At 68.9% G+C, this 22,593-nt stretch carries 19 protein-coding genes; 12 read left to right on the forward strand and 7 right to left on the reverse strand.

Going from position 1 to position 22,593, the window contains the following annotated elements:
- The first annotated feature begins 7 nt into the window (after positions 1-7).
- The 3 genes from GLP40_RS23445 to GLP40_RS23455 all read left to right on the forward strand — a co-directional run bounded on the left by GLP40_RS23445 (position 8) and on the right by GLP40_RS23455 (position 5,961).
- Positions 8-4,474 (forward strand): cation-translocating P-type ATPase, encoded by a 4,467-nt coding sequence (locus GLP40_RS23445; RefSeq protein ID WP_154790153.1) that lies wholly within the window; start codon positions 8-10, stop codon positions 4,472-4,474.
- Between the two features lie 27 nt (positions 4,475-4,501).
- Positions 4,502-5,527 (forward strand): DoxX family membrane protein, encoded by a 1,026-nt coding sequence (locus tag GLP40_RS23450; protein WP_154790154.1) that lies wholly within the window; start codon positions 4,502-4,504, stop codon positions 5,525-5,527.
- Between the two features lie 68 nt (positions 5,528-5,595).
- The gene (locus GLP40_RS23455; protein ID WP_230329854.1) at positions 5,596-5,961 is read left to right on the forward strand and encodes a hypothetical protein; all 366 of its coding nucleotides are present in this window, start codon (positions 5,596-5,598) and stop codon (positions 5,959-5,961) included.
- 118 nt (positions 5,962-6,079) lie between these two features.
- Here GLP40_RS23455 and GLP40_RS23460 read toward each other — a convergent pair whose 3' ends face one another.
- On the reverse strand, positions 6,080-6,850 hold the full coding sequence (locus tag GLP40_RS23460; RefSeq protein ID WP_154790156.1) for an RNA polymerase sigma factor SigF: 771 nt from the start codon (positions 6,848-6,850) through the stop codon (positions 6,080-6,082).
- A 98-nt stretch (positions 6,851-6,948) separates the two neighbouring features.
- Positions 6,949-7,416, reverse strand: a complete 468-nt coding sequence (locus GLP40_RS23465) for a DUF6328 family protein (RefSeq protein WP_154790296.1) — start codon at positions 7,414-7,416, stop codon at positions 6,949-6,951.
- Positions 7,417-7,561: 145 nt separating this feature from the next.
- On the opposite strand from GLP40_RS23465, the gene GLP40_RS23470 reads away from it, so the two are divergent.
- Positions 7,562-7,717 carry a hypothetical protein gene (locus tag GLP40_RS23470; protein ID WP_154790157.1) on the forward strand — a complete coding sequence of 52 codons (156 nt, stop codon included), beginning with the start codon at positions 7,562-7,564 and terminating at the stop codon, positions 7,715-7,717.
- 328 nt (positions 7,718-8,045) lie between these two features.
- Here the strand turns inward: GLP40_RS23470 and GLP40_RS23475 are convergent, their stop codons facing one another.
- Together GLP40_RS23475 and mbp1 are read right to left on the reverse strand one after the other, a co-directional pair.
- Complete coding sequence (locus GLP40_RS23475) at positions 8,046-8,615, reverse strand: hemerythrin domain-containing protein (protein WP_154790158.1); 570 nt, start codon at positions 8,613-8,615, stop codon at positions 8,046-8,048.
- Positions 8,616-8,621: 6 nt separating this feature from the next.
- Positions 8,622-8,867: a microaggregate-binding protein 1 gene (mbp1, locus tag GLP40_RS23480; RefSeq protein WP_154790159.1), complete on the reverse strand. Its 246-nt coding sequence runs from the start codon at positions 8,865-8,867 to the stop codon at positions 8,622-8,624.
- A 148-nt stretch (positions 8,868-9,015) separates the two neighbouring features.
- On the opposite strand from mbp1, the gene GLP40_RS23485 reads away from it, so the two are divergent.
- On the forward strand, positions 9,016-9,339 hold the full coding sequence (locus GLP40_RS23485; RefSeq protein ID WP_154790160.1) for a hypothetical protein: 324 nt from the start codon (positions 9,016-9,018) through the stop codon (positions 9,337-9,339).
- Positions 9,340-9,357: 18 nt separating this feature from the next.
- On the opposite strand, the gene GLP40_RS23490 is transcribed toward GLP40_RS23485, so the two are convergent.
- Positions 9,358-11,154: a thiamine pyrophosphate-requiring protein gene (locus GLP40_RS23490; protein WP_154790161.1), complete on the reverse strand. Its 1,797-nt coding sequence runs from the start codon at positions 11,152-11,154 to the stop codon at positions 9,358-9,360.
- Between the two features lie 147 nt (positions 11,155-11,301).
- Here GLP40_RS23490 and GLP40_RS23495 point away from each other — a divergent pair, with 147 nt between their 5' ends.
- Both GLP40_RS23495 and GLP40_RS23500 read left to right on the forward strand, forming a co-directional pair.
- Entirely contained in the window at positions 11,302-14,196 is a 2,895-nt protein-coding gene (locus GLP40_RS23495) for an FAD-binding and (Fe-S)-binding domain-containing protein (protein WP_154790162.1), read from the forward strand.
- Entirely contained in the window at positions 14,193-15,302 is a 1,110-nt protein-coding gene (locus GLP40_RS23500; RefSeq protein WP_154790163.1) for an enolase C-terminal domain-like protein, read from the forward strand. The genes GLP40_RS23495 and GLP40_RS23500 overlap by 4 nt, the downstream gene beginning before the upstream one ends.
- Here GLP40_RS23500 and GLP40_RS23505 read toward each other — a convergent pair.
- Complete coding sequence (locus GLP40_RS23505) at positions 15,276-16,256, reverse strand: SDR family oxidoreductase (protein WP_154790164.1); 981 nt, start codon at positions 16,254-16,256, stop codon at positions 15,276-15,278. The genes GLP40_RS23500 and GLP40_RS23505 overlap by 27 nt on opposite strands.
- 109 nt (positions 16,257-16,365) lie before the next feature.
- On the opposite strand from GLP40_RS23505, the gene GLP40_RS23510 reads away from it, so the two are divergent.
- The 5 genes from GLP40_RS23510 (at position 16,366) to GLP40_RS23525 (ending at position 20,200) form a co-directional block, all read left to right on the forward strand.
- The gene (locus GLP40_RS23510) at positions 16,366-17,883 is read left to right on the forward strand and encodes an FAD-dependent oxidoreductase (RefSeq protein ID WP_154790165.1); all 1,518 of its coding nucleotides are present in this window, start codon (positions 16,366-16,368) and stop codon (positions 17,881-17,883) included.
- 193 nt (positions 17,884-18,076) lie between these two features.
- The gene (locus GLP40_RS23515) at positions 18,077-18,559 is read left to right on the forward strand and encodes a GAF domain-containing protein (RefSeq protein ID WP_328290562.1); all 483 of its coding nucleotides are present in this window, start codon (positions 18,077-18,079) and stop codon (positions 18,557-18,559) included.
- Positions 18,560-18,620: 61 nt separating this feature from the next.
- Positions 18,621-19,175, forward strand: coding sequence for a hypothetical protein (locus tag GLP40_RS23520; protein ID WP_230329855.1), 555 nt, complete (start codon positions 18,621-18,623; stop codon positions 19,173-19,175).
- A complete protein-coding gene (locus tag GLP40_RS35115; protein WP_230329856.1) occupies positions 19,175-19,429 on the forward strand; it encodes a BON domain-containing protein in 255 nt (84 codons plus the stop codon). The genes GLP40_RS23520 and GLP40_RS35115 overlap by 1 nt, the downstream gene beginning before the upstream one ends.
- Before the next feature lie 21 nt (positions 19,430-19,450).
- Positions 19,451-20,200 carry a metallophosphoesterase family protein gene (locus GLP40_RS23525; RefSeq protein WP_154790167.1) on the forward strand — a complete coding sequence of 250 codons (750 nt, stop codon included), beginning with the start codon at positions 19,451-19,453 and terminating at the stop codon, positions 20,198-20,200.
- Between the two features lie 126 nt (positions 20,201-20,326).
- On the opposite strand, the gene GLP40_RS23530 is transcribed toward GLP40_RS23525, so the two are convergent.
- Positions 20,327-22,444, reverse strand: a complete 2,118-nt coding sequence (locus GLP40_RS23530) for a catalase (protein WP_154790168.1) — start codon at positions 22,442-22,444, stop codon at positions 20,327-20,329.
- Positions 22,445-22,593 lie beyond the last annotated feature (149 nt).

The following is a 22,593-nucleotide window of genomic DNA, read 5'->3' on the forward strand; positions in this document are numbered from 1 at the left end:
GCGGGCCGTGCTATCCCGCCTGATCGGTCTCACCACCGGCACGGCGCGCGGTCTCACCCGCAGCCTGGGAACCGTGGCCGAGATCGGGGCACAGCTCCGCCACGATCTCGGGACCCTGCTCGATCCGGGCCTGCACCGCGACCGTCGAGTGGCACGAGTGGGCGATCGGGTGTTCGTGGAAGTGCACGGCCTCGGTTCCGAGCGCGGCCCGAAACTGGCCGCGGCAGTGCGCGAGGCGCTCAGGGCTGTCCCGGGAGTCGAGCACGTGCGCACGAATTCGATCACCGGGCAGGTCGTCGTCACCACCGACACCGACATCCCGGATCTGGTGGAGGCCGTAGCGGCGATCGAACGTGACTTCGGGCTCTCCGACCGTCCCTGGGATCCCACCACGCCGCATCCCGGCGACCTGGAACCGGCGCTGTCCGCGGCCATTTCACTCCTCAGCGATACGCTGGCCCTCGGTCTCGCGGTCGCCGGCGCGGTGACACCCCAACGGGCGCCCGTGCAGTTCTTCCAGGCCACGGCCGCCATCCTCGACACCCAGCCGCGACTGCGCGCCATGCTCGAGCAGCGCATCGGACCCGCGCGCACCGATCTGCTGGTGACGACGGCGAATGCCATCGGGCAGGCGGCCGGTGAGGGTGTGGGCAGTCTGCTCGTGGACGCCGGGCAACGGGCGCTGGTCCTGGCCGAGGCGGGGACTCGACATGTCCGATGGCGCCAATGGGAGCTCGCGGCGCCCCGGTTCCGGCCGCACAGTGGGCCGAGGGAGCCGCTGCGGATCGGGGCGCGGCCGGTCGAGCTGCCGCCCGGACCGGTCGAGCAGTGCGCGGACGAGGTCGCCACCGGTTCGGCGCTGGCCACCGCCACCGCCCTGTTCGGCCGCGGCACCGCCGACGCCGCGCCCGCGCTCGGTCTGGCCGCGCCGAAAGCCGCCCGGACCAGCCGGGAATCGTTCGCGGCGGCCGTGGCCATCCGACTCGCACTCGCCGGGGTGTTGACCGTCGATCCCGGGGTGTGGCGGCGGTTGGACCGGCTCAGCGCCATCGTCATCGACGGTGAGGTCCTGCTCGGCACGCATCGCCTGGTACTCGATGCCGAGGCGGCGGACAGCCTGGAGCTGCGACGGATCTGGAGCGCCGCGCAGGATCGGCTGTGGACCACCGACGACGCGGATTCCACTGCCGCAAACGATGATTCGTCCGCCGAAAGGCCGCTGCGGCTCGTCGAGAAAGAGCAGCCGGAGCCGGATGGACCGGTCTGGCACGAAGTCCACGATGATACCGGGCAGGTCGGTCGCGTCCTGGTCGGGCACGAACTCCATCCGCGTGCCCAGGCGATCCTGCTCGCGGCGCGCGATGCCGGATTGCGGGTGATTCTCGTCGGCACCCGTGACGCTACCGAATTACGCTCCTCCGCAGACGAATTCGTGTCCCGCACACAATCGCGGCACGACCTGGTGCGCCGATTGCAGGAGCAGGGCCACGGTGTCGCGGTGATCTCCGCGTCAGCGGATCGCGCGCTCGCGGCGGCCGATGCGGCGATCGGGGTGGTGCGATACGACCGGGCATGCGGGCGCCGGTCCCCCTGGGCGGCCGACGCTCTGTGCACCGACCTGGTCCAGGTACTCGGCGTGCTGGCCGCGATCGCACCCGCACGCAATGCCAGCGCCCGCGGCCGAGCTCTGGCGCTGTCGGCCGCCTCGCTGGGCGGTCTGCTGGTGGCGGCCGCGCCACAGCGTCACAACGAGCAGCTCCCGGTCACGGCCGCACAGGCGACCGGCCTGCTCACCGGTGGCCTGAGTGGCTGGCGGGCAACGCATTCCGATCTCGATGCCGCGGACGCGCCGCTGCTTCCCTGGCATGGGCTCCAGGCGCGCGAGGTGCTGACCCGGCTGCCCGAACCGGAGCCGCCCGCCGAGACCTCCCGGCCGAATTCGTTCACGCCGATCCTCGACCGAGCGACCGCGACCGCCGGACCGTTCACCCGGTTCGCCGGCCATCTGCGCGCGGAGGTGGCCGATCCGCTGACGCCGATCCTGGGCGTCGGCGCCGCCGCATCCGCGATCCTGGGTGCACCGACCGATGCGTTGCTGGTGTCCTCGGTGGTGACCGTCAATGCCGTGGTGTCGACGGTGCAGCGCCTGCGCGCCGAATCCGCGTTACGTGATCTCCTGCACCGCGAGCAGCTGCGCGCCTGTCGAATCGATCGGCGGGAAGCGCTGCAGCGAAGTCCGGGCGACCTCGAAAGCCTTGCCGGGCACCAGATCCCCGCCGATGACCTGCATGTCGGCGATATCGTCCTGGTACGCACCGGCGATGTGGTGCCCGCGGACGCCCGGATGCTGTGCTGCGACGACCTCGAGATCGACGAGTCCGCGCTCACCGGCGAATCGGTCACCGTGGAGAAGCGAGTGGCCGCCACGCCCGGAGCCGCGCTGAGTGAGCGGTACTGCATGCTGTTCCGAGGCAGCACCGTCGTCAATGGCATCGCCACGGCGGTCGTCGTGGCGGTGGGCGCCGACACCGAGGCCGAACGTGCTGCGGCCGCGGCGATTCCACCGCGCCGCACCGGCGTGCAGGCGCAATTGCGCCGCCTCACCGACCAGGCGCTGCCCACCACCTTGGCCGGCGGCTCGGCCGTCACCGCGCTGGGCTGGCTGCGCGGCCGCCCCCTGCGCTCCGCACTGGCCGAGGGCGTGGCCGTCGCGACCGCCGCGGTGCCGGAGGGGTTGCCGCTGGTCGCGACGGTGGCGCAGTCGGCCGCGGCCCGCCGCCTCTCGCACAGCGGAATCCTGGTGCGCGCCAGCCGGACCGTGGAGGCGCTCGGCCGCGTCGACACCGTGTGCTTCGACAAGACCGGCACGCTCACCGAGGGCAGGCTGCGGCTCACCGCCCTCGCCTCGCTCGACAGGGAATGGGAGCCCGGCGATGCCGATCCCGTCTCCCGGCGGCTGCTGCGCGATGCCGCGCACGCCTGCCCGGATCCCGACGGCCCGATCGTGCACTCCACCGACCGTGCTGTCCTGGACGCCGCCGCCGAGTTGCCCGCGGACGAGGGCTGGGAAACGGTGCAGGAATTGCCCTTCGAATCCAATCGCGGCTTCGCCGCCACCCTCGGGCACAACCCGCGGCGGCTGCGGCTGGTGGTGAAGGGCGCGCCCGAGGTGGTGCTCGACCGTTGCGCCAGGGTGCGGCACGACTCCGGAAATCCCTCCAGCACAGCCTTTTCCGATACCGAACGGAAACGCGCCGACCACCTGGTACACGAACTCGCGGGGCGGGGTCTGCGGGTGCTGGTCGTGGCCCGCCGCGATCTGCGGTCCGCGCCCGACGATATCGAGGGCGCGGTCGAGAAACTCACACTGATCGGCTTCCTGGGTCTGGCGGACACGCCGCGGCCGCAGGCGCGGCCGTTGATCACCGCTCTGCGGCACAACGAGATCAGCGCACGCATCATCACCGGAGACCATCCGGTCACCGCGGCCGCCGTGGCCCGCGAACTGGGCATCGAGGCCGCGACCGTCACGACCGGCGCGGAACTCGACGAACTCGATGAATCGGATCAGGCCGAACTCATCAGCAAGAGCATGGTTTTCGCACGGGTGAGCCCGCGCCACAAGGTCCGCATCGTCTCCACACTGCAACAAGACGGTCACGTGGTGGCGATGGCCGGCGACGGGGGCAACGATGCCGCCGCGATCCGCACCGCCGATATCGGAATCGGTTTGGCCGCACGGGGTTCCACGGCCGCTCGCAACGCCGCCGATCTGGTTCTCACCGATCCGGATCCGCTGGTGGTGCTCGAGGCGCTGGCCGAGGGGCGCAGCATGTGGCGGCGGGTCAGCGACGCGGTGGGTGTGCTGGTCGGCGGCAACGCGGGCGAGGTCGCGTTCACTGTGCTGGGGACCGCGGTGGCCGGGCGCGCGCCGCTGGGGACCCGGCAATTCCTGCTCGTCAACCTGCTCACCGACATGTTCCCGGCCATGGCCGTCGCGGTATCGCCCGACCCGGCGACCGAAGAGGCCGCCGAAAGCCCCGGCCGCGCCGAGGAACTGGGTGCCCGCTTGGCCGCCCGGCCCCCCGCTGATCCGGACGCCGAGTTGCTGAACGCCATCCTGTCCCGGGGAGCCGCCACGGCCGCGGGCGCCACGGGAGCGTGGCTGATCGGCCGGTACACCGGGACCGCGCGCCGGGCGAGCACGATGGGGCTCGTCGCCCTGATCGGCACACAGCTGGGGCAGACCCTGCTGGCCGGACGGCACAGCCCACTGGTGTGGTTCACCACCGCCGCCAGCGGCGCCGTCCTGGTCACAATCGTCATGACGCCGGGCATCTGCGGCTACTTCGGCTGCCGCCCGCTCGGTCCCGTGGGCTGGGCGATCGCCGGCGGCGCGGCCGGTATCGCCACCGCGATCAGCGCGTTTGACGGCCGGCACGCCGGGAACAGCGACAACGTCAAGCCCACGTGAGGCAAGCCTTTCGGAAAGGAATCCACCATGCTGCGGCGAATTGCCCACCCCATGCTGGCGACCGCCTTCGTCGTCGATGGAATCGACACTCTCACCAATCCGGATCCCCGGGTCAAGACCGCGACCGCGGCGCTGCAGAAAGGTGAGCGACAGCTACCGTCGCGGCTGGCGCAGTACCTGCCCGATGACCCGGCTCGTCTGATCCGGATCAATGCGGCGGTCCGCATCGGCGGCGGCGTGCTGCTCGCCTTCGGGAAGCTGCCGCGCCTGTCCACGGCGGTGCTCGCCGCGACCGTCGTCCCCGCCGCGTTGTCCGAACAGGGTTTCTGGACAGAGCAGGATCCCGAGCGGCGCGCGGCGAAACGCACCGCGCTGCTGAAGGATGTGAGCCTGCTCGGCGGCCTGCTCATCGCCTCCACCGATCGGCAGGGCAAGCCGTCGCTCGGCTGGCGGGGTCGTCGCGCCATCGGGAAGCTCCACTCGGACACCGGCCCGGCCCACGATCGGCTCGTCCACCTCGCCGACGCCGCGAAGGAACATGGACCCGAACTGGCCGCGACACTGCGGGAGCGGGGCGAGCGCCTCGCCGACGCGGCGCGCGAGCATGGTCCCGAACTCGTTGCGACACTGCGGGAGCGGGGCGAGCACCTCGCCGACGCGGCGCGCGACCATGGTCCCGAACTCGTTGCGGCAGTGCGTGATCGGGGTGAACGCCTGGTCGATGTCGCCCAGCATCGCGGCGAACAGCTCGCGCAGACCACCCGCGATGTCGGCGCCCAATGGGGCAAGACCGCCTCCGATCGAGGCGGGCAGCTCCTCGACGCCGCGCGCGAACACGGTGGCAACCTCGCCGAGAGCGCGCGCGAACACGGCGGGCAACTCGCCGAAGCCGTGCGCGAGCACGGAGCACAGCTCGCCGGCGCCGCGCGCGAACAGGGCGGACAGCTGGCCGGCACCGCGCGCGAACAGGGCGGGCGGCTCGCGCACGTCGCGCGGGAGCGGGGCGAGCGGGCGGCGGACGCGGCCCGCGACGCCACCCGCCGAACCCGGTGACGGGGGTCGGCTTCATGGCGTTGCGGCACGTCATTCCCCCGACAGCACGAACAGCCTTGTGGCTGTGCGTGGCGGCGACTGCGGCCGTCGTGGCCGTCGGCTGCGCGAACAGCACCGCACCGGGGGTTCCGGGCACCGACGCACCGCAGTCGTCCGGCGCCCCGACCATCACCGCCGATGCCGCGAAGCAGCTCTGTGACATGATCCGTCCCGAGGTCGACAAGTGGCGCACCGACGGGCCTGCCGAGGCACGGCTGAAATTCAATGCCACCGTTCAGGATTGGGCATTGCGCAACAACGGCGTGAACATCGCGGTGATGCGCAACCGCTCGGTCATCGATCGAACCACCATCGCGACCTGCCCCGACGTCCATGACGCGGCCGTACAGGCCATCCAATTCCCGGACCTGGCTTCGGGATTGGCGGGTTTCTGACCCCGCCGACGCGGTAGCCCTCCGGCTCGAGCGGCGCTGTGCCGCCGAGCCGGAAGCGCTCGGCCACCGACCGAATCATGGGGCCCGCGCCCTCGGTCGCGAGGGATTCGGCGCGGCCCTAGTTCGCGAGGGATTCGGCGCGGAGCCGGCCGAGGGTCTTGGACAGGATGCGCGATACCTGCATCTGGGAGACGCCGAGCTGTTCGGCTATCTGGTTCTGGGTCATCGACTCGAAGAACCGCATCATCAGGACCCGGCGTTCCCGATCCGGCAACTCGGCGATGAGCGGACGAACCGCGAGGAGCTGGTCCACGTATTCATAACCCGTCTCATCCACGCCCAGCGCGTCCAACATCGCCAGCGGGGTGTTCTCCCCATCATCGGGGCACACGGCCTCCAGCGACGCGCTCTGGTACGCGTTGGCGGCCAGCAGCGCCTGTGTCAACTCGCCCTGGTCCACGTCCAGTTCGGCGGCCAGCTCGCGGGCCTTCGGCATGCGGCCCAGGCGCTGGGCCAAGGTTTCGATGGTGACGCCGAGGCGGACCTGGGTCTCCTTGATCCGGCGCGGCACCCGCACGGCCCAGGTGCTGTCGCGGAAATAGCGGCGGACCTCCCCCATCATCGTCGGGACGGCGAACGACAGGAATCGGGAGCCTCGATACACATCGAATCGGTCGATCGATTGGACCAGGCCGAGCCGCGCGACCTGGAGCAGGTCTTCGAATGCTTCGCCGCGACCGGAAAACTTGCGCGCAATGTGATCGGCCAGCGGCAGGCAGCGGTCTATCGCTTCCTCTCGCAAGGCCTTTCGCTCGGGAGCGCCGGTTTCCACGGCGACGGCCAGCTGTTTCAGCAGTGGCTCTATGTCGTCGTAGCTGTCACCCGTCATCGGAATCACCCCGTATTCGGCTGAACTGCATGAAGAAGGGGTACCCAGTCCGCACGCCGGTCGAACATGTCCATCATAATTGATCGCGAATTACCAGGTCAGGCGCTTTTGCCACGACGCTGATGCCAGGGGTGCAACACCCATATCGCAGCGAACAGCGATCCGAACGCAATTCCTGCCACGACCCCCGCCCAGGTGCCGCCGACGATGCCGAAAATGAGCACCGCTACCCCGGTGAGCGCGACCCCCAACAGCCCCAGGCCCACGATGGCATAGCGATGAGCGGCGGTCACGACATTCTCGATGCGGTGACGCCGAAACAGCATCCGGTGCGCGGCGACCGGTGCGATCAGACAGACGGTGGCGCCGATCGACGCGGCCACGACCACGAGGTACAGCATTCGCATCGGCTCGGACACGGTGTCGAATCGATTCTGGAACGGGATTGTCAGCAAGAATCCGGTCAGCAACTGCACGCCCGTCTGCACCACGCGCAACTCCTGCATCAGACTGTTCCAGTTGCGATCCAGCCGCTCGGTAGCGGTTTCGTTCCGGCCGTCTCTCATTCGCCGCGAATACCCGCGACGGCCGTGATCAATCGCTGCGACAGAAGATATCTCGGTGCTTCGCAAATTGCCGGTAACCCTGGTTTGAGCACCGGCACACCGGGAACTGCGTGAGTGTCACAATCGCCCCTACGAAGGAATAATCATGATCATCCTGGGCCTCATTCTGCTGATCCTGGGAATTGTCTTCGGCATCCCGATCCTCACGACCATCGGGGTCATTCTGATGCTCGTCGGCGCGGCCGCGTGGCTGCTCGGCATGGCCGGACGCCCGATCGGCGGACGCTCGCATTATTGGTGACCCACGGTTTCCGGAACGTATTTCCAACCCGGGCGAACCAGTGCGAAAACGAGTGCGGTCGGCGATCTCGCCGGCCGCACTCGTTTTCGCCGGTCGGCCCGCCGACATCGTGTCTCGGTCATTCCTCCGAGGCCGCCCGCCCACTCCGCCGGATCACGGTCGGCCACGGCTCGGGCGATATCGATCTGGGCGATGACGCCGACCCGGTGGCGGTTCTCGATCACGGGGATCGGCCAGCGCGCTCACACCACCGCGCCACCGGAAATCCCCCGGTCTATTCGGTTGCGGGCCGGGGGATTTCGGTGTGGATATCGAGAGACACGCTGGCCTAGGCGTTGCTGCTCTGCTTACGCCAATCGCGGATGGCGTCGCGGATCCGGTCGAAAACCGCCAGCGGCGGACCGATGAGCAGATTCGCGGCCAGGGATCCGCCCACCTCGGGGTGCGGGCGGGTGGGTGCGAGGGCCTCGGCGAAGCTGACCACGCTCGCGAGCCGGACTCGCTCGTCGTGGGACGTGTTCAGCCGCAACTCGCTGAACTCCTCCTTCTCCTCGAGCTCCGCGTGTTCGATCACCTTCTGGGCGAACGACGCGAATCTCGAATCGAACTCCGGATGCCCGAGGCCCAGGTCGTAGAGCGACGCCAAGACCTGCTTGGCTTCCTGCTCTTCGCGCAGCCGACTGTCGACGATCTCGCCGCCTACCGCATGATGGCGCGACGCCGGGTGCACGACCTGCTCCTCGGCGCTCTCGTGCACGGCCAGCAGCCGCACCAGATCGTCGAACGCCTGCTGCCGGGCCGGGCCTACGGCCAGATGGACCTGTTGCAGCAGGATCTTGATCTGGCCGTGCTGGGCGACCAGCAGGTCGATCACGTCCTTGTCGTTCGTATCGGCCATGCGCGCTCACCGATTCTGGTGCGCCCGCTGACGCGCTTCCTCGGCTTGGGCCTGGGCCCGGTCCTTCTCGGCCTGCGCTTCCCGCCTGGCGGCGTCGCGCTGCGATTCGGCCTTGTCCTGCTGAGCGCGGCCCTCCTCGCGCAGGCTCTCATTGCCGAAGACCTTGCCCGCGGCCTCCTTGGCCGCGCCCTTGACGCCCTCGACCGCGCCTTCGACGCCCTCCCGGGCTCCGCTCTTCTCATGCTCGGACATGGGATATACCTCCGAATATCGGATTGCAGGGACATTGGGGATCTACCCGTGACTTCCGAGCCGAAACAGGCTGTAAGCCATCTTGTTTCGAGACCGAGGGACCGGGCAATCGATGTGCGGGGGTGACGAGAACGAGGAAGTGTCTTCGATGACCCGATACGCGATCCGAACCACGGTCCTGGTGACCGCCGTCCTGCTCATTCCCCTCCTCGGGGCCTGTGAGCAAGCGAAGGAGGCCGTCAACAAGGGCGGCAGCACCCCGTGCAGCGAGTTCATGGCACAGGATCAGAGCAAGCAGCGGATCACCGTCCGCAAGTACCTCGAGCAGGACACGAAGGTGACACCGACCGCCGATCCGGACACCGTCGACGCGTCCATCGCGGCCATCACGCTCATGTGTCAGGCCCAGCGGAATCCGGACACCCCGATCCGCGATGCCGATCTCACCGGCATCCTCGTGCCGAAAAGGTAGCGGCGGCAGCGCTTTTTCTCAGCCGCGGCGGGCCGGGCGCATCTCCTGCGCCTTCGTCTTCGCGCCCTGGATGATGAGGTGCCAGCCGCCCGGATCGCCGCGAAGGACCGCTTCCGCGGTGTCCTTCAGCTGTTCCCACGTGGCGTGCGGCGGAATCGGCGGGACCTCCGGATCGGTGTGGACGTCGAGGAGTACGGGCCCATCGGCGGACAGCGCGGCTTCCCAGGCGGGCCCGACCGCGTCGGGACGGTCGACCGAGATGGCGGCCAGACCCGCGCAACGCGCGACCTCGGCGTAGGAGATGTCCGGAAGCGTCTGCGAATCCTCGAACTTCGGCTCGCCGCCCATGGCGCGCAGTTCCCAGGTGACCTGATTGAGGTCATTGTTGTGGAATACGCACACGATCAGTCTCGGGTCCTCCCAGCGGCTTTGATACCGCTTGACGGTCAGCAGCTCGGCGAGCCCGTTCATCTGCATTGCCCCATCGCCCACCAGAGCGATGACAGGCCGATCCGGGCAGGCGAATTTCGCGCCGATCGCGTAGGGCACCGCGGGCCCCATGGTGGCGAGCGTGCCCGACAGCGAACCCCGCATGCTGCCGCTGAAGCGCAGACAGCGCGCGTACCAGTTGGCCGCCGAGCCCGAATCGGAGGTGATGATGGCGTTCTCGGGCAGCCGCCGCGACAGCTCCCACGCCACCCGCATGGGGTTCACGGGCTTGGCCTCGAGCATGGATTGGTGTTCGATCGTCTGCCACCAGCGGGCGACGTTCTCCTGGATATCGGTCGTCCACGCCCGGTTCGGATTCGATGCCAGCATCGGAATCATTTCGGCCAGTGTGGCTTTGGCATCGCCGACCAGATTCACCTCGGTCGGATAGCGCATGCCGATCATGGTGCCGTCGATGTCGATCTGCACGGCGCGGGCCTGCCCGAAGTCCGGAAGGAACTGCGCGTAGGGGAAATTCGAGCCCACGATGAGCAAGGTGTCGCAGTCGCGCATCAATTCATAGCTGGGCCGGGTGCCGAGCAGGCCGATCGCTCCGGTCACGAACGGCAGTTCGTCGGAGAGCACGTCCTTGCCGAGGAGCGCCTTCGCGATGCCGGCGCCGGTCAGCTCGGCAATGCGGGTGAGTTCCGCGGCGCAGCCGCGCGCGCCCTGTCCCGCCAGAATGGCGACTCGGGTTCCGGCGTTGAGGATCTCGGCCGCGCGCTCGATCTCGGAACGGGGTGGCAGCACCCTCGGCGCCGACATGGTGCCCGGCGAGCTGGAGGGCACCTGCTTGAACTCGTGCTCGGGCGCTTCGTATTTCTCCTCCTGGAGATCGGACGGGATGATCACCGTGGTCGGCGCGCGCCGCGCCAGCGCCGTGCGGAAGGCACGGTCCAGCGCGTTGGGCAGTTGGCTCGACACGTTCACCTCGACCAGATAGTCCGAGGCCACATCCTTGAACAGGCTCTGCAGATCCACTTCCTGCTGATAGCTGCCGCCCATCGCGCTGCGCGCGGTCTGTCCGACGATCGCCACCACCGGGACATGGTCCAGTTTCGCGTCGTACAACCCATTCAGCAGATGAATGGCCCCGGGACCCGAGGTCGCGGTGCACACCCCCACATTGCCGCTGAACTTCGCGTACCCGGTCGCCTCGAACGCGGCCATCTCCTCGTGGCGCGCCTGGATGAAGGCGGGCCGTCCGTCAGCGCGGCCGAATGCCGCGATGAGGCCGTTGATTCCGTCGCCGGGATATCCGAAGACCTGCTCGACGCCCCATTCCCGCAACCGCTCCAACACATGATCACTCACTTGCCGGGTCATGGTCTCTCCTGTCCCTCTCGGCGGATCTGTGTGAACAGCGCCCGAGTACCCGCGCGCCCGATCCCCAATCGGCGCGTGATTACGCCGACGTCGCGGGTATCCGCGCGACAGAGGACCGCACGTGACCGCTGGAATGGAGGCGCGAAGATGACGGCAGTATCCGATCACCAGCGACGATCGGGGCAGCGTACCCGGCTTCCCCTCGATGCCGTCGCCGCCGACTTGACCAGCGCCGTCGCCGGGGAAGTGCGCTTCGACCCGGGATCGCGGGCCGCCTACTCCACCGATGCCTCCAATTACCGTGTGCTGCCCCTGGGCGTGGTCGTCCCCCGCACACCGGAGGATGCGATGGCCGCGATCGCGGTGTGCCGTGAGCACGACATGCCGGTGCTGTCCCGGGGCGGCGGGACCAGCCTGGCGGGCCAATGCTGCAACGCCGCGGTCGTACTGGACTGGACCAAGTACTGCCATCGGATGCTCGACCTCGATCCGGACACGCGGACCGTGGTGGTCGAGCCGGGCATAGCCCTGGACGCGCTGAACCATGAGCTGCGCTCTCACGACCTCATGGTCGGGCCGAAACCGTCGACTCACGTCAGCTGCACCATCGGCGGCATGATCGGCAACAACTCCTGCGGCTCCACCGCCCAGGCGTACGGGAAGATGGTGGATTCGGTCCGCAGGCTGGAGGTGCTGACCTACGACGGCACGCGCATGTGGGTCGGTCCCGGGCCGGAGGGTCTCACCGATCAGCTGCGGGATTCCCTGTGTGATCTCGCCGACCGTTATGCCGATGACATCCGCACCTCCTATCCCGACATCCCACGCCGGGTGTCGGGCTACAACCTCGACTCCCTGCTTCCGGAGCGCGGTTTCAGCACGGCCAAACTGCTCGTCGGCAGCGAGAGCACCCTCGTCACGGTGCTGCGCGCCGAGCTCGAGCTGGTCCCGATCCCGGCCGCGAAGGCGCTGGTGGTGCTGGGCTTCTCCGACGTGTTCACCGCCGCCGACGCGGTACCCCGAGTCTTGCGGCACCATCCCGCGGCGCTGGAGGGTCTGGACGGCCGACTCGTCCAGCTCGAACACAGCCGACACCTCGCGGAGCAGGCGATCCAGCGGCTGCCGGACGGAAACGCCTGGCTGATGGCGCAATTCGACGGCGACACCCAGGATGGGGCCGATGCCGCGGCCCGGGACATGATGCGCGCGGTGCAGCGCCACACCGGCGCGACCGCCACCCTGGTGGACGACCCGGAGCGCGAGGCCGATCTGTGGTCGGCGCGCGAGGCCGGGCTCGGCGCCACCGCGTATCCGCCCGGTGGACGCGACACCCACGAGGGCTGGGAGGACGCCGCGGTGCCGCCGGAACGGCTCGGCGACTACCTGCGCGACTTCGAGCGGCTGTTGCAGCGCTTCGACTACGAATCCAGTTCACTCTACGGCCATTTCGGCCAGGGCTGTGTACACACCCGCATCCCCTTCGATCTGCGCACCGCCGACGGCATCGCCCGCTACCGCGAATTCGTCACGCACAGCGCGCATCTGGTGGTGGACTACGGCGGATCACTGTCCGGCGAGCACGGTGACGGACAGTCGCGTGCCGAATTGCTGCGAATCATGTTCGGCGAGAGGGTGATCGATGCCTTCGGCGAGCTGAAGCACGTGTTCGATCCGCGCAATCGGATGAATCCGGGCAAGATCGTCCAGCCCCGCCCGCTGGACGGGGATCTGCGCGAGGGCTCTGCCTACCGGCCATGGGAACCCGCGACACATTTCTCCTTTCCCGCGGACGACTTCCGTTTCAGCCGGGCCGCCAATCGCTGTGTCGGTGTGGGCAAATGCCGTGGCGAGAGCGGTGGCGTGATGTGTCCCAGCTACCGCGCCACCCGGGAGGAGGAGCATTCGACCCGCGGCCGGGCGCGGTTGCTGTTCGAAATGCTCGAGGGTGATGTCATCACCGAAGGCTGGCGGTCGACCGAGGTGCGTGACGCCCTCGATCTATGCCTGGCCTGCAAGGGCTGTCGCAGCGACTGCCCGGTCGATGTGGATATGGCGACCTACAAGGCGGAGTTCCTGTCCCATCACTACCACGGACGAGTGCGGCCGCCGGCGCACTATTCGATGGGCTGGATTCCACTGTGGGCGCGACTGGCCACCACTGCCGCGCCAATCGTCAACGCGGTCACTCACGCACCGGGGCTGCGCCGGATGATCGCGCGCGCGGGCGGGGTGGATCCGCGGCGGGAGCTGCCCCGCTTCGCCCGCGCCCGCTTCACCGAAACCTTCACCGGTGACGAGGATCTCGCCGCCGCCTCACACGGCCGGGTGCTGCTGTGGCCGGACACCTTCACCAACAATTTCGAACCCGCAATCGGGCACGCCGCTGCCGAGGTGCTCACCGCCGCGGGGTTCCACGTCGAGATTCCGGACCGTACCGTGTGCTGCGGGCTGACCTGGATATCCACCGGTCAACTGCCCACCGCTCGCCGGATCCTGAAACGCACCCTGCGCATCCTGGAACCCGTTCTGCGCGAGGGAATTCCGGTCGTCGTCCTGGAACCCAGCTGCGCCGCGGTATTCCGTTCGGACCTGCCCGAACTGCTGCACGGAGACGAGGATGCCCATCGCCTGGCCGGACAGACCCGCACGCTGGCCGAATTGCTCGCCGAACGCGCCCCCGAATGGTCGCCCCCGCTGATCGGCGGATCCACGGTCGTGCAACCACATTGCCACCACCATGCCATCCTCCACTTCGACCAGGACCGGGAGCTGCTCGCCGCCACCGGCGCCGAGGTCGACGTCCTCGACGCCGGATGCTGCGGTCTCGCAGGCAATTTCGGCTTCGAACGAGGTCACTACGAGGTCTCCGTCGCCTGCGCCGAGGACGCCCTGCTGCCCGCATTGCGGGCGCGCTCACCGGAGACCGCTGTCGTGGCGGACGGGTTCAGCTGCCGCACCCAGATCCGTCACCTCCTTCCCGAGGCCCGACCCCACCATGCGGCCGAACTGCTCGCTGCCGCGATTCGAGGCGAATCCCCATGAGTACCCCGCTCATCAACGACGTCACCGTCGACAGCTATCGATTCCCGACTCCGCAGACCGAAGCGGACGGGACGCTGGCCTGGGACGCGACCACCGCCGTGGTCGTGTCGATCCAGGCCGGGCACGAACGAGGGCTCGGCTGGACCTACAGCTCCCCCGCGGCCGCGACGGTCATCGAGCATCATCTCGCGCCGGAGCTTCGCAAGACCTCTCCCGGGGACGTGACCGACACCTGGCTCCGGCTGCGGCGCGCGTGCCGCAATATCGGCACGCCCGGAGTCGTGGCACATGCCCTCAGCGCCGTGGACATCGCCCTGTGGGACCTCGAGGCTCGCCTGATGGAGGTGCCCCTGAACGCCCTGTTCGGCTCGGTGCGCAGGGCCACCGCCGTCTACGGTTCGGGCGGCTTCGTCAATCTCACCGATGACCAGCTCACCGATCAAGTCATCGGCTGGCAAGCCGCGGGCTGCACCGCCGTGAAGATCAAGATCGGCGTCGACACCGAGCGGGATGTCGAACGAATCACACTGGTACACAAGCTGATCGGGGGAAAGACTGCCCTCATGGTCGACGCCAACGGCGCGTACACGCCGGGCGAGGCCTGCCGGGTCGGCGAGGAACTCGACCGGCTCGGCGTCATCTGGTTCGAGGAACCCGTCACCAGTGACGACACCGCGGGGCTGCGGACGGTCCGAGACGCTGTCCGCTGTGATGTGACGGCGGGTGAATACGTCTACAGCGAGTACGAGGCCCAACGTCTGATCGATGTTGTCGACTGCCTGCAACTCGATGTCACCCGCTGCGGCGGCTACACCGGATTCCTGCGCGGCGCCGCCGTGGCCGCGGCCAATCACCGTGACATCTCCGCGCACTGCGCACCCGCCCTGCACGCGGGCATCGCCGCCGCGGTGCCGCGGCTGCGGCACATCGAGTGGTTCGTCGATCACGCCCGCCTGGAACCGCTGCTGGTGACCGGGGCGCCGGTGGTCGTGGAGGGCCGGATCGCACCGCGCGGACGGGACGCCGAACCGTATGGGCACGGCATGCGTCTGTCGGCATCCGCTGCGCCGTACCGAATCTCACGCCCTGCCGAACCCTCCGAGTGATCGCATCCGGCGGGTGAGCCACGACTGCGGACTGCGAGGATGGGCCCGATCGTCGAATTCTCCGTGCGCTCCGTAGTCGCGACCGTCGGCCTCGTCCAGCGGTGTCCACAAATTGCTCGCCCGGCGCTGGGCGGTGGCCTCGGTCTGCTGACTCTCGAAGCCGGTGCGGGCCAGATACCGGTCCAGCAGCGCGGGAGCCAGTCGTTGCGCGAGCACCGTGCCCACCGTGCTCGCCCCCACCCAATACTGTTTGTGCCGTGGATATTCGGCCGCGAAGGCGATCGCACGGGCGACCACCTCGGGCTGGTAGATCGGCGGCACCGGCTGCGGCCGGCGCGGCAGCCGCGACAGCACCCAGGAGAACTGCGGAGTGTTCACCGCCGGCGCCTGCACGATGGTGATGTGCACGTTGCTGTGGTCGTGCAGCAGTTCCACGCGCACGGCCTCCACGAAACCGTTGACCGCGTGCTTGGCTCCGCAATACGCGGACTGCAAGGGGATCGACCGTTCTCCCAGCGCGGACCCGACCTGCACGATCGCACCGCGATCCCGCGGCCGCATCCGCGCGAGGGCCGCCCGCGTCCCGTGCACCGAGCCGAGATACGTGACCTCTGTGACGCGCCGGTACTCCAGCGGATCGATCTCGCAGAACGGCGCGAAAACCGAGGTGAACGCCGAATTCACCCACACATCGATGGGCCCCAGATCCTCTTCGATCCGGGTCGCGGCGGCATCCACCGCGGTGTATTCGGCGACGTCCACCGGGATGGCCAGCGCTCGGCCGCCCGCGGCGCACACGTCCGCGACGGCGGCATCCAGACCCGCGCGCCCACGTGCCAGCAGCGCGACCGACGCCCCCTGCGCGCCGAACCGGCGCGCGGCCGCCCGCCCGATCCCGGCGCTCGCTCCCGTGATGACGACAACCTTCGATTCGTTCCTCGCATCCGCGGTCATGTCCGCCGAATACCACCGCGCCCCGCGGGTAATCCGCCTCGCGATCATTGCCGGACCGCCGCTGCCACCGCGACCGTTTCGGCTCCGCGCGGCGGGCTATAGCGAGACCATGACGCCTGTCTGGAAGATCAAGACCCCGACCCCGGCCCGCCTGCGCGTGACACCGGGACTGCGGTACGACGTGGTGGTCATCGGCGGCGGCCTCACCGGCCTGGTCACGGCACTGCTGCTGGCCGAGAACGGAGTCGAGGTCGCGGTCTTGGAAGGCCGGCGCATCGGCGACGGCACCACCGGCGCCAGCACCGCGAAAGTCAGCCTGCTGCAGGGCATCAGGGCACAGCGCATCAGACACCGGCACAGCGCCGCCACACTGCGCGCCTACCTCGACGCCAACCGGGCGGGCCAGCAGTGGCTCCTGGAGTACTGCGGCGGCCATGCCGTCGCGTTCCAACATGCCGACGCCTACACCTACGCGCAATCCGAGCCCGAACTGCTGCTGGCCCGGACAGAATTCGACGCGCTGCGGGAGGCGGAGATGCCGGTCGAATTCACCGATCGGATCGACGCGCCGTTTCCGGCCCTGGGCGCCGTGCGGCTCCCTGCACAGGCGCAGCTGAATCCGATGCCGCTGCTGTCGGCCCTCGCCGCCGACGTGGAATCGAACACCGTACCCATCTACGAATCCAGTCTCGTGTACGGCGTGAACGCCGCCGCCACCGGCGACCACCGCATCGACACCGAGCACGGCCCGGTCCTGGCCGGCACCGTCGTCCTCGCCACCGGGACGCCGATTCTGGACCGTGGCGGATTCTTCGCGCGGCTCATCCCGCTACGGTCCTACCTCACCGCTTACCGGCTGCCGCAACCGCTGTCCCACGCCATGTACATCACCGCCGGCGAACCCACCCGGTCCGTCCGCACCGTCCCCGACCCGGAGGGCGACGTGCTGCTGGTCGGCGGCAACGGCCATGTGGTCGGGCGTGCGGAGCGCACCGGAGACTGCGTCTCCGACCTGCGCGAGTGGACCGAGCGCTGGTACCCTTCGGCGACACCGCTGACCAGTTGGTCCGCACAGGATTACCTGCCGCTCGGCGAACTCCCCTACGCCGGTCCCCTGATTCCGGGCCGCAACGGAATCCTGCTCGCCACCGGATACGCCAAGTGGGGATTCACCAACGCCGTCGCCGCCGCCCAGGTCCTGGCGGGACATATCACCGGCAAACCACCGGACTGGGCACACGTCTACGCCACGTGGCAGCCGGAGGAACTGCGGTCACTCCCGACCGCGGCCCGGACAAACGCCTCTGTCGCACTGGAGTTCTGCGCGGGCTGGTGGCACGCGGTCCGCGCCGGCGCCGATCCGGTGCGGGCGCCGGAGGGCACCGGGCACGTCGAGCGCCGCTTCGGCCGCCCGGCCGCCACCTGCACCGTCGACGGCACCACCACCACCGTCTCCGCGATCTGCCCGCACCTGGGCGGCATCCTGCGGTGGAATCCGGCCGAGAAGTCCTGGGACTGCCCGCTGCACGGCTCCCGCTTCGCCGCCGACGGCACCCGGCTCGAAGGACCCGCCACCCACCATCTGGCCCCGCTGTCGCCGCCCATCACCGGACCGGCCCCTGGCTAGCATGCGTGCCGTTCGGCATCACTCGAAGCGCTCGGCTCCTCGCCACCTCATGTCACCGCCGCGGTCGCGCGGCATCGATGCCGATCGGCACGCGACACGACTCCGCGTTCCCCTGGCCGGCCGCCTCGCGGTCGACAGCCGCGAAGGCCCCGACTCGACGTTTCCGCGCTGACGCACCGGGAACCCGTCACAGGTGCGATCTTCACAGCAACAGCCGACCGAACCGGGTCCACGGGCCGATCAGCCGCTGAAAAGCGTCGCCGCATTGGTCTCGCGAGCGCTGTCCGGACGGCCGATGGTCGGGATCACCGCCTACGACGACGGCGCCCTCACCGCCCTCGACTGGTCCGGCCCTCGAGCGAAGCTGGTCGAGGAGGCGCCGATGCTCTGCACACTCGGCCCGTGCCGCGCCGCCGCCCGGCTCGAGCGCACGATTCTGGTCGCCGATATCAGCCTCGAGAAGCGCTGGACCGATTACGCGTTCGAGGTCAGGCCGTTCGGGGTGCGGTCGCTGCTGTGTGAGCCCGTCCGGCGCGACGGAGCGGTGATCGGCGTGCTCAGCGTGTACGGCGAGCGGTGCCACGGCTTCGGACCGACCGACCGCGATGCCGTGGAAACGGCCGTCGAACAGTCGGCCGACCTGCTCATCGTCCACCGGGCCTCGACCGCCTCCTGACCTCGCGGACGCGAAACCGACCACCCCGATTGATCGCCGCCGCACCGGGTACCGCGGCATTATGGCCGCCACCCTCGACAAACTGCTGCACGCGCTGACACGGGCGGTGAACACGCTCGCGCAGACCGATATTCGATTCGCGGTGGCCGGCGGCTGCGCGGTGTACGCCCGGGGCGGTCCGGCCTCCGATCACGACGTGGATCTGTTCATCAGGCCCGCCGATGCCTCCCGGGCACGCAGCGCGCTGGTCGCGGGCGGCTTGCGGGTCGCCGACGCGCCGGAGGACTGGCTCACCAAGGCATACGACGGGGACATTCTCATCGACCTGATCTACCGCCCGAACTATCGCGAGGTCACCGACGAGATGCTGAATCGCGCCGAGGTCATGCGGGTCGGGTCCACGGTGGCGCCGGTCATCAGCGGGACCGATTTGATGATCGACAAGATGCTGGTGTTCAACGCGCACCGGCTGGATATGGCGCCGCTGCTCCAGATCGCACGGGACCTGCGCGAGCAGGTCGACTGGATCGAGGTGCGGGCGCAGACCGCGCACTCGCCCTACGCCCGCGCCTTCTTCGGCCTGCTGGCCGATCTCGACGTGATCGGAGCTTGCTGATGACCGAACAGCCCCAATATGACACCGCCCACGTGCATCGAGCGCTGGCCGAGGATCCTCGCACCGCCGAGCTCGGCGTCCAGGTACGGCTCCGCGCCGGCACCGTCGTGCTGACCGGCGCGGTGACCACCGAAGAACGCCGACGGCAGGTGGAACTCGTCGTACGCGAACATCTCCCCGAATCCCGAATCCGCAACGAGGTCCGCGTGATCCCGCCGCAGAAGCCGGGAACCGTCGAAACACTCGGGATGTGAACCCGGAAAGGACAGTGGCACATGCGGATAGCGGCTGTCGGCGACGTCCATGTGGGCACCGATTCACAGGGCCTGTACCGTCCCGCGCTCGAGGACCTGCACCGGCTCGCGGACGTGCTGCTCCTCGCCGGGGACCTGACGAAGTGCGGGACCGTGGCCGAGGCCCGGGTCACCGCACGGGAATTCTCCGGATTGGGCATCCCGGTGGTGGCGGTACTCGGCAATCACGACCATCACGGGGATGCGGCGGACGAAATCGCCGCCGTCCTCGCCGACGCCGGAATCGTGGTGCTCGAGGGCTCGGCCGTCGCCTTCAGCATCGACGGGACGGTGCTCGGCATCGCCGGCACGAAGGGCTTCGGCGGCGGCTTCGCAGGCCGGTGCGCGAGCGTCTTCGGCGAACCTCTGATGCGTGAATTCGCCTCGCACACCGTGGATCTCGCAGATTCCCTGTACGCCGCGCTCAGTGCGCTCGATACCGACATTCGCGTTGCCCTGACCCATTACTCCCCCATCGAGGGCACCCTCGTCGGCGAGCCCCGCGAGATCTATCCCTTCCTCGGCTCCTACCTGCTCGGCGAGGCCATCGACACCGCCGGCGCCGACCTCGCCCTGCACGGCCACGCCCATGCCGGCACCGAACACGGCGAGACGCCCGGCGGAATACCGGTCCGCAATGTGGCTCAGCCCGTACTGGGCGCCGCGTACGCGGTCTACGAACTCCATCCGGCTTCCCCGGTACCCGCCGCCCGATCCCACGCCTCCAGCTGACCGGATTTCCTTCGGGAAAGCCCGGATTCACGATGGAAGGGCCGCGCGGTGGCCAAGCGCGCGACCCGGTGCCACGGTCCGATCCGGTTGGCAGGATCGGGGTGATCGGGCCGTGGCGGTCGGTGGTCAGGCCGGGACCGCGTGGGTGGCGCGCCGCCAGACCCGATGATGGGCGAGCACTTCCGCGAAGGCGTCGGCGAACCGGCCGGGTACGTCGCGGCCGAACGCGGAGGTGACGACGACCCCGTTCGTCGCGCTCAGTTCGGCATCCGGGAGTTCGGGCGTGAGGCCGACGACCCGTAGCAGCGCCGCGCCCGCCCCGAATCCGCCGATCGGTTTGGCGTGTTTGAACGCTTCGAGCACGAAGTGGACCGCGGGGCCGTCGCCGCTCAACGCGTCCACCGCCGCCCGGCCGCCCGGGACCAGCACGCCGTCGTACAGCACCGAGGACACGGTCGCCAGGGATCGGTCCACCGTGACGGTTTCCCCGTCCGAGCCTTGGGCAGGCACTGATCCGCCGTGTGCGGCAAGGGTTTCCAGCACCGCTCCGCGCGCCGTCAGCTGGGCGCGGACCCGGCGCAAGCCCTCCGCGTCGACCCCGCCGGCGATCAGGACCGCGATCTTGCGGGTCGCGATGCCCTCGCCGGAGACGCTCAGCTGCGACAGCGCGGGTGACATCGTGGCGTCGGTGGGCTTGTCCCGGACCGCCGGAGCGGGAAGGCCGAGTTCGGTGGCGACACGGCCCGCCAGATCCGCGTCGATCCGCGCGAGATGTTCCACGACCCGCGCCCGGATGACCGGTCGCGTCACCTTGCCGAGTTCGAAGGCGAAAGCGGCCACGATGTGGTCGGCCTCGGGCTCGGACATGCTGCGCCAGAACATGCGCGGCTGCCGGTAGTACTCGCGGAACTTCTCGGCGCGGGCCCGGACCGAAGCGCCGTACAGCGGTTCGGGATAGTGCCGGAAGGCGCCCTCCTCGGCCAGGGCGGGGCAGCCGCCGCCGATGGCGTTCTTCGTGTAGGCGGCCTGCCCCCGGGGGATCGTGTGCTGTCCGTATCCGTCCTGCTGATGGTTTCGCACATCCGTCACCGGGCGGTTGATCGGCAGCTGCGCGAAATTCGGCCCGCCCAGCCGGATCAGCTGCGTATCCAGGTAGGAGAAGTTGCGCAGTTGCAGCAGCGGATCGTCGGTGAAATCGATGCCCGGGACAAGGTTCGCGGTATGGAAGGCGACCTGTTCGGTTTCGGCGAAGAAGTTGTCCGGATTGCGGTCCAGCACCATGGACCCGACCGGCCGCACCGGAATCTGTTCCTCGGGAATCAGTTTCGTCGCGTCCAGCAGATCGAAATCGAAGTCGAACTCCCGGTGCTCAGGGATCAGCTGCACGCCCAGCTCCCATTCCGGAAACTGGCCGGCGGCGATGTTGTCCCACAGGTCGCGGCGGTTGAAATCCGGATCGTGGCCGGCGATCTGCTGGCATTCGTCCCACAGCAGCGAGTGCACCCCGAGTTTGGGCTTCCAGTGGAACTTCACGAACGTCCCCTGGCCATCGGCGTCGATGAGCCGGAAGGTGTGGACCCCGAATCCCTGCATCATGCGGTAGCTGCGCGGCAAAGCCCGGTCCGACATCAGCCACATGATGGCGTGCAGTGTCTCCGGCTGCAGCCCCACGAAATCCCACAAGGTGTCGTGGGCGGAGGCTGCTTGCGGAATCTCGTTGTGCGGCTCGGGTTTCACCGCGTGCACGAAGTCCGGGAACTTGATGCCGTCCTGGATGAAGAAGACCGGGAAGTTGTTGCCGACCAGATCGTAGTTGCCTTCGGTCGTATAGAACTTGGTCGCGAACCCGCGCACGTCCCGGACCGTATCGGCCGAGCCACGCGACCCCGCGACCGTCGAGAACCGGACGAACACCGGCGTCCGCACCGTCGGATCGGTGAGAAACCGTGCGGTGGTGAACCGGCCCAGCCAGTCCGCGTAGGGACGGAAGTGCCCATACGCCCCGGCCCCGCGCGCGTGCACCACGCGCTCCGGGATGCGCTCGTGGTCGAAATGAGTGATCTTCTCCCGCGCGTGGAAATCCTCGAGCAGCGTCGGCCCCCGCTCGCCCACCTTCACCGCGTCGTCCGTGCTGTCCACCCGCACACCCTGCTGAGTGGTCAGATAGCCCTGCTCGCGATCGACCCGAGCCGAATCGAGTTGTCGTTGCTTGTCGTTCGAATCGCCGGCCGTACCCGTCACCATGGCGCATTGTCCTTTCGTTCGAATGGCCCGGCACCCTGACGGCACCCGGATGCCCTCTACCGTGGATCGCGATCTCGTCGCTGATCGCCTACCCCTGCTGGGCGCACCGAAACACCACGGCTACGAGGCTCGGGCACATGGCCGGGGCC

Source organism: Nocardia aurantiaca (assembly GCF_009708175.1).
GTDB lineage: Bacteria > Actinomycetota > Actinomycetes > Mycobacteriales > Mycobacteriaceae > Nocardia > Nocardia aurantiaca.

Excerpts from the sequence above, each read along its gene's own strand:
- GLP40_RS23465 (WP_154790296.1), bottom strand. The coding sequence starts at position 7,416 with ATGAGAGACGGCCGGAACGAAACCGCTACCGAGCGGCTGGATCGCAAC.
- mbp1 (WP_154790159.1), bottom strand. The coding sequence starts at position 8,867 with ATGTCCGAGCATGAGAAGAGCGGAGCCCGGGAGGGCGTCGAAGGCGCG.
- GLP40_RS23460 (WP_154790156.1), bottom strand. The coding sequence starts at position 6,850 with ATGACGGGTGACAGCTACGACGACATAGAGCCACTGCTGAAACAGCTG.
- GLP40_RS23470 (WP_154790157.1), top strand. The coding sequence starts at position 7,562 with ATGATCATCCTGGGCCTCATTCTGCTGATCCTGGGAATTGTCTTCGGC.
- GLP40_RS23510 (WP_154790165.1), top strand. The coding sequence starts at position 16,366 with ATGACGCCTGTCTGGAAGATCAAGACCCCGACCCCGGCCCGCCTGCGC.
- GLP40_RS23525 (WP_154790167.1), top strand. The coding sequence starts at position 19,451 with ATGCGGATAGCGGCTGTCGGCGACGTCCATGTGGGCACCGATTCACAG.
- GLP40_RS23450 (WP_154790154.1), top strand. The coding sequence starts at position 4,502 with ATGCTGCGGCGAATTGCCCACCCCATGCTGGCGACCGCCTTCGTCGTC.
- GLP40_RS23490 (WP_154790161.1), bottom strand. The coding sequence starts at position 11,154 with ATGACCCGGCAAGTGAGTGATCATGTGTTGGAGCGGTTGCGGGAATGG.
- GLP40_RS23505 (WP_154790164.1), bottom strand. The coding sequence starts at position 16,256 with ATGACCGCGGATGCGAGGAACGAATCGAAGGTTGTCGTCATCACGGGA.
- GLP40_RS23520 (WP_230329855.1), top strand. The coding sequence starts at position 18,621 with ATGGCCGCCACCCTCGACAAACTGCTGCACGCGCTGACACGGGCGGTG.
- GLP40_RS35115 (WP_230329856.1), top strand. The coding sequence starts at position 19,175 with ATGACCGAACAGCCCCAATATGACACCGCCCACGTGCATCGAGCGCTG.
- GLP40_RS23530 (WP_154790168.1), bottom strand. The coding sequence starts at position 22,444 with ATGGTGACGGGTACGGCCGGCGATTCGAACGACAAGCAACGACAACTC.
- GLP40_RS23495 (WP_154790162.1), top strand. The coding sequence starts at position 11,302 with ATGACGGCAGTATCCGATCACCAGCGACGATCGGGGCAGCGTACCCGG.
- GLP40_RS23485 (WP_154790160.1), top strand. The coding sequence starts at position 9,016 with ATGACCCGATACGCGATCCGAACCACGGTCCTGGTGACCGCCGTCCTG.
- GLP40_RS23475 (WP_154790158.1), bottom strand. The coding sequence starts at position 8,615 with ATGGCCGATACGAACGACAAGGACGTGATCGACCTGCTGGTCGCCCAG.
- GLP40_RS23500 (WP_154790163.1), top strand. The coding sequence starts at position 14,193 with ATGAGTACCCCGCTCATCAACGACGTCACCGTCGACAGCTATCGATTC.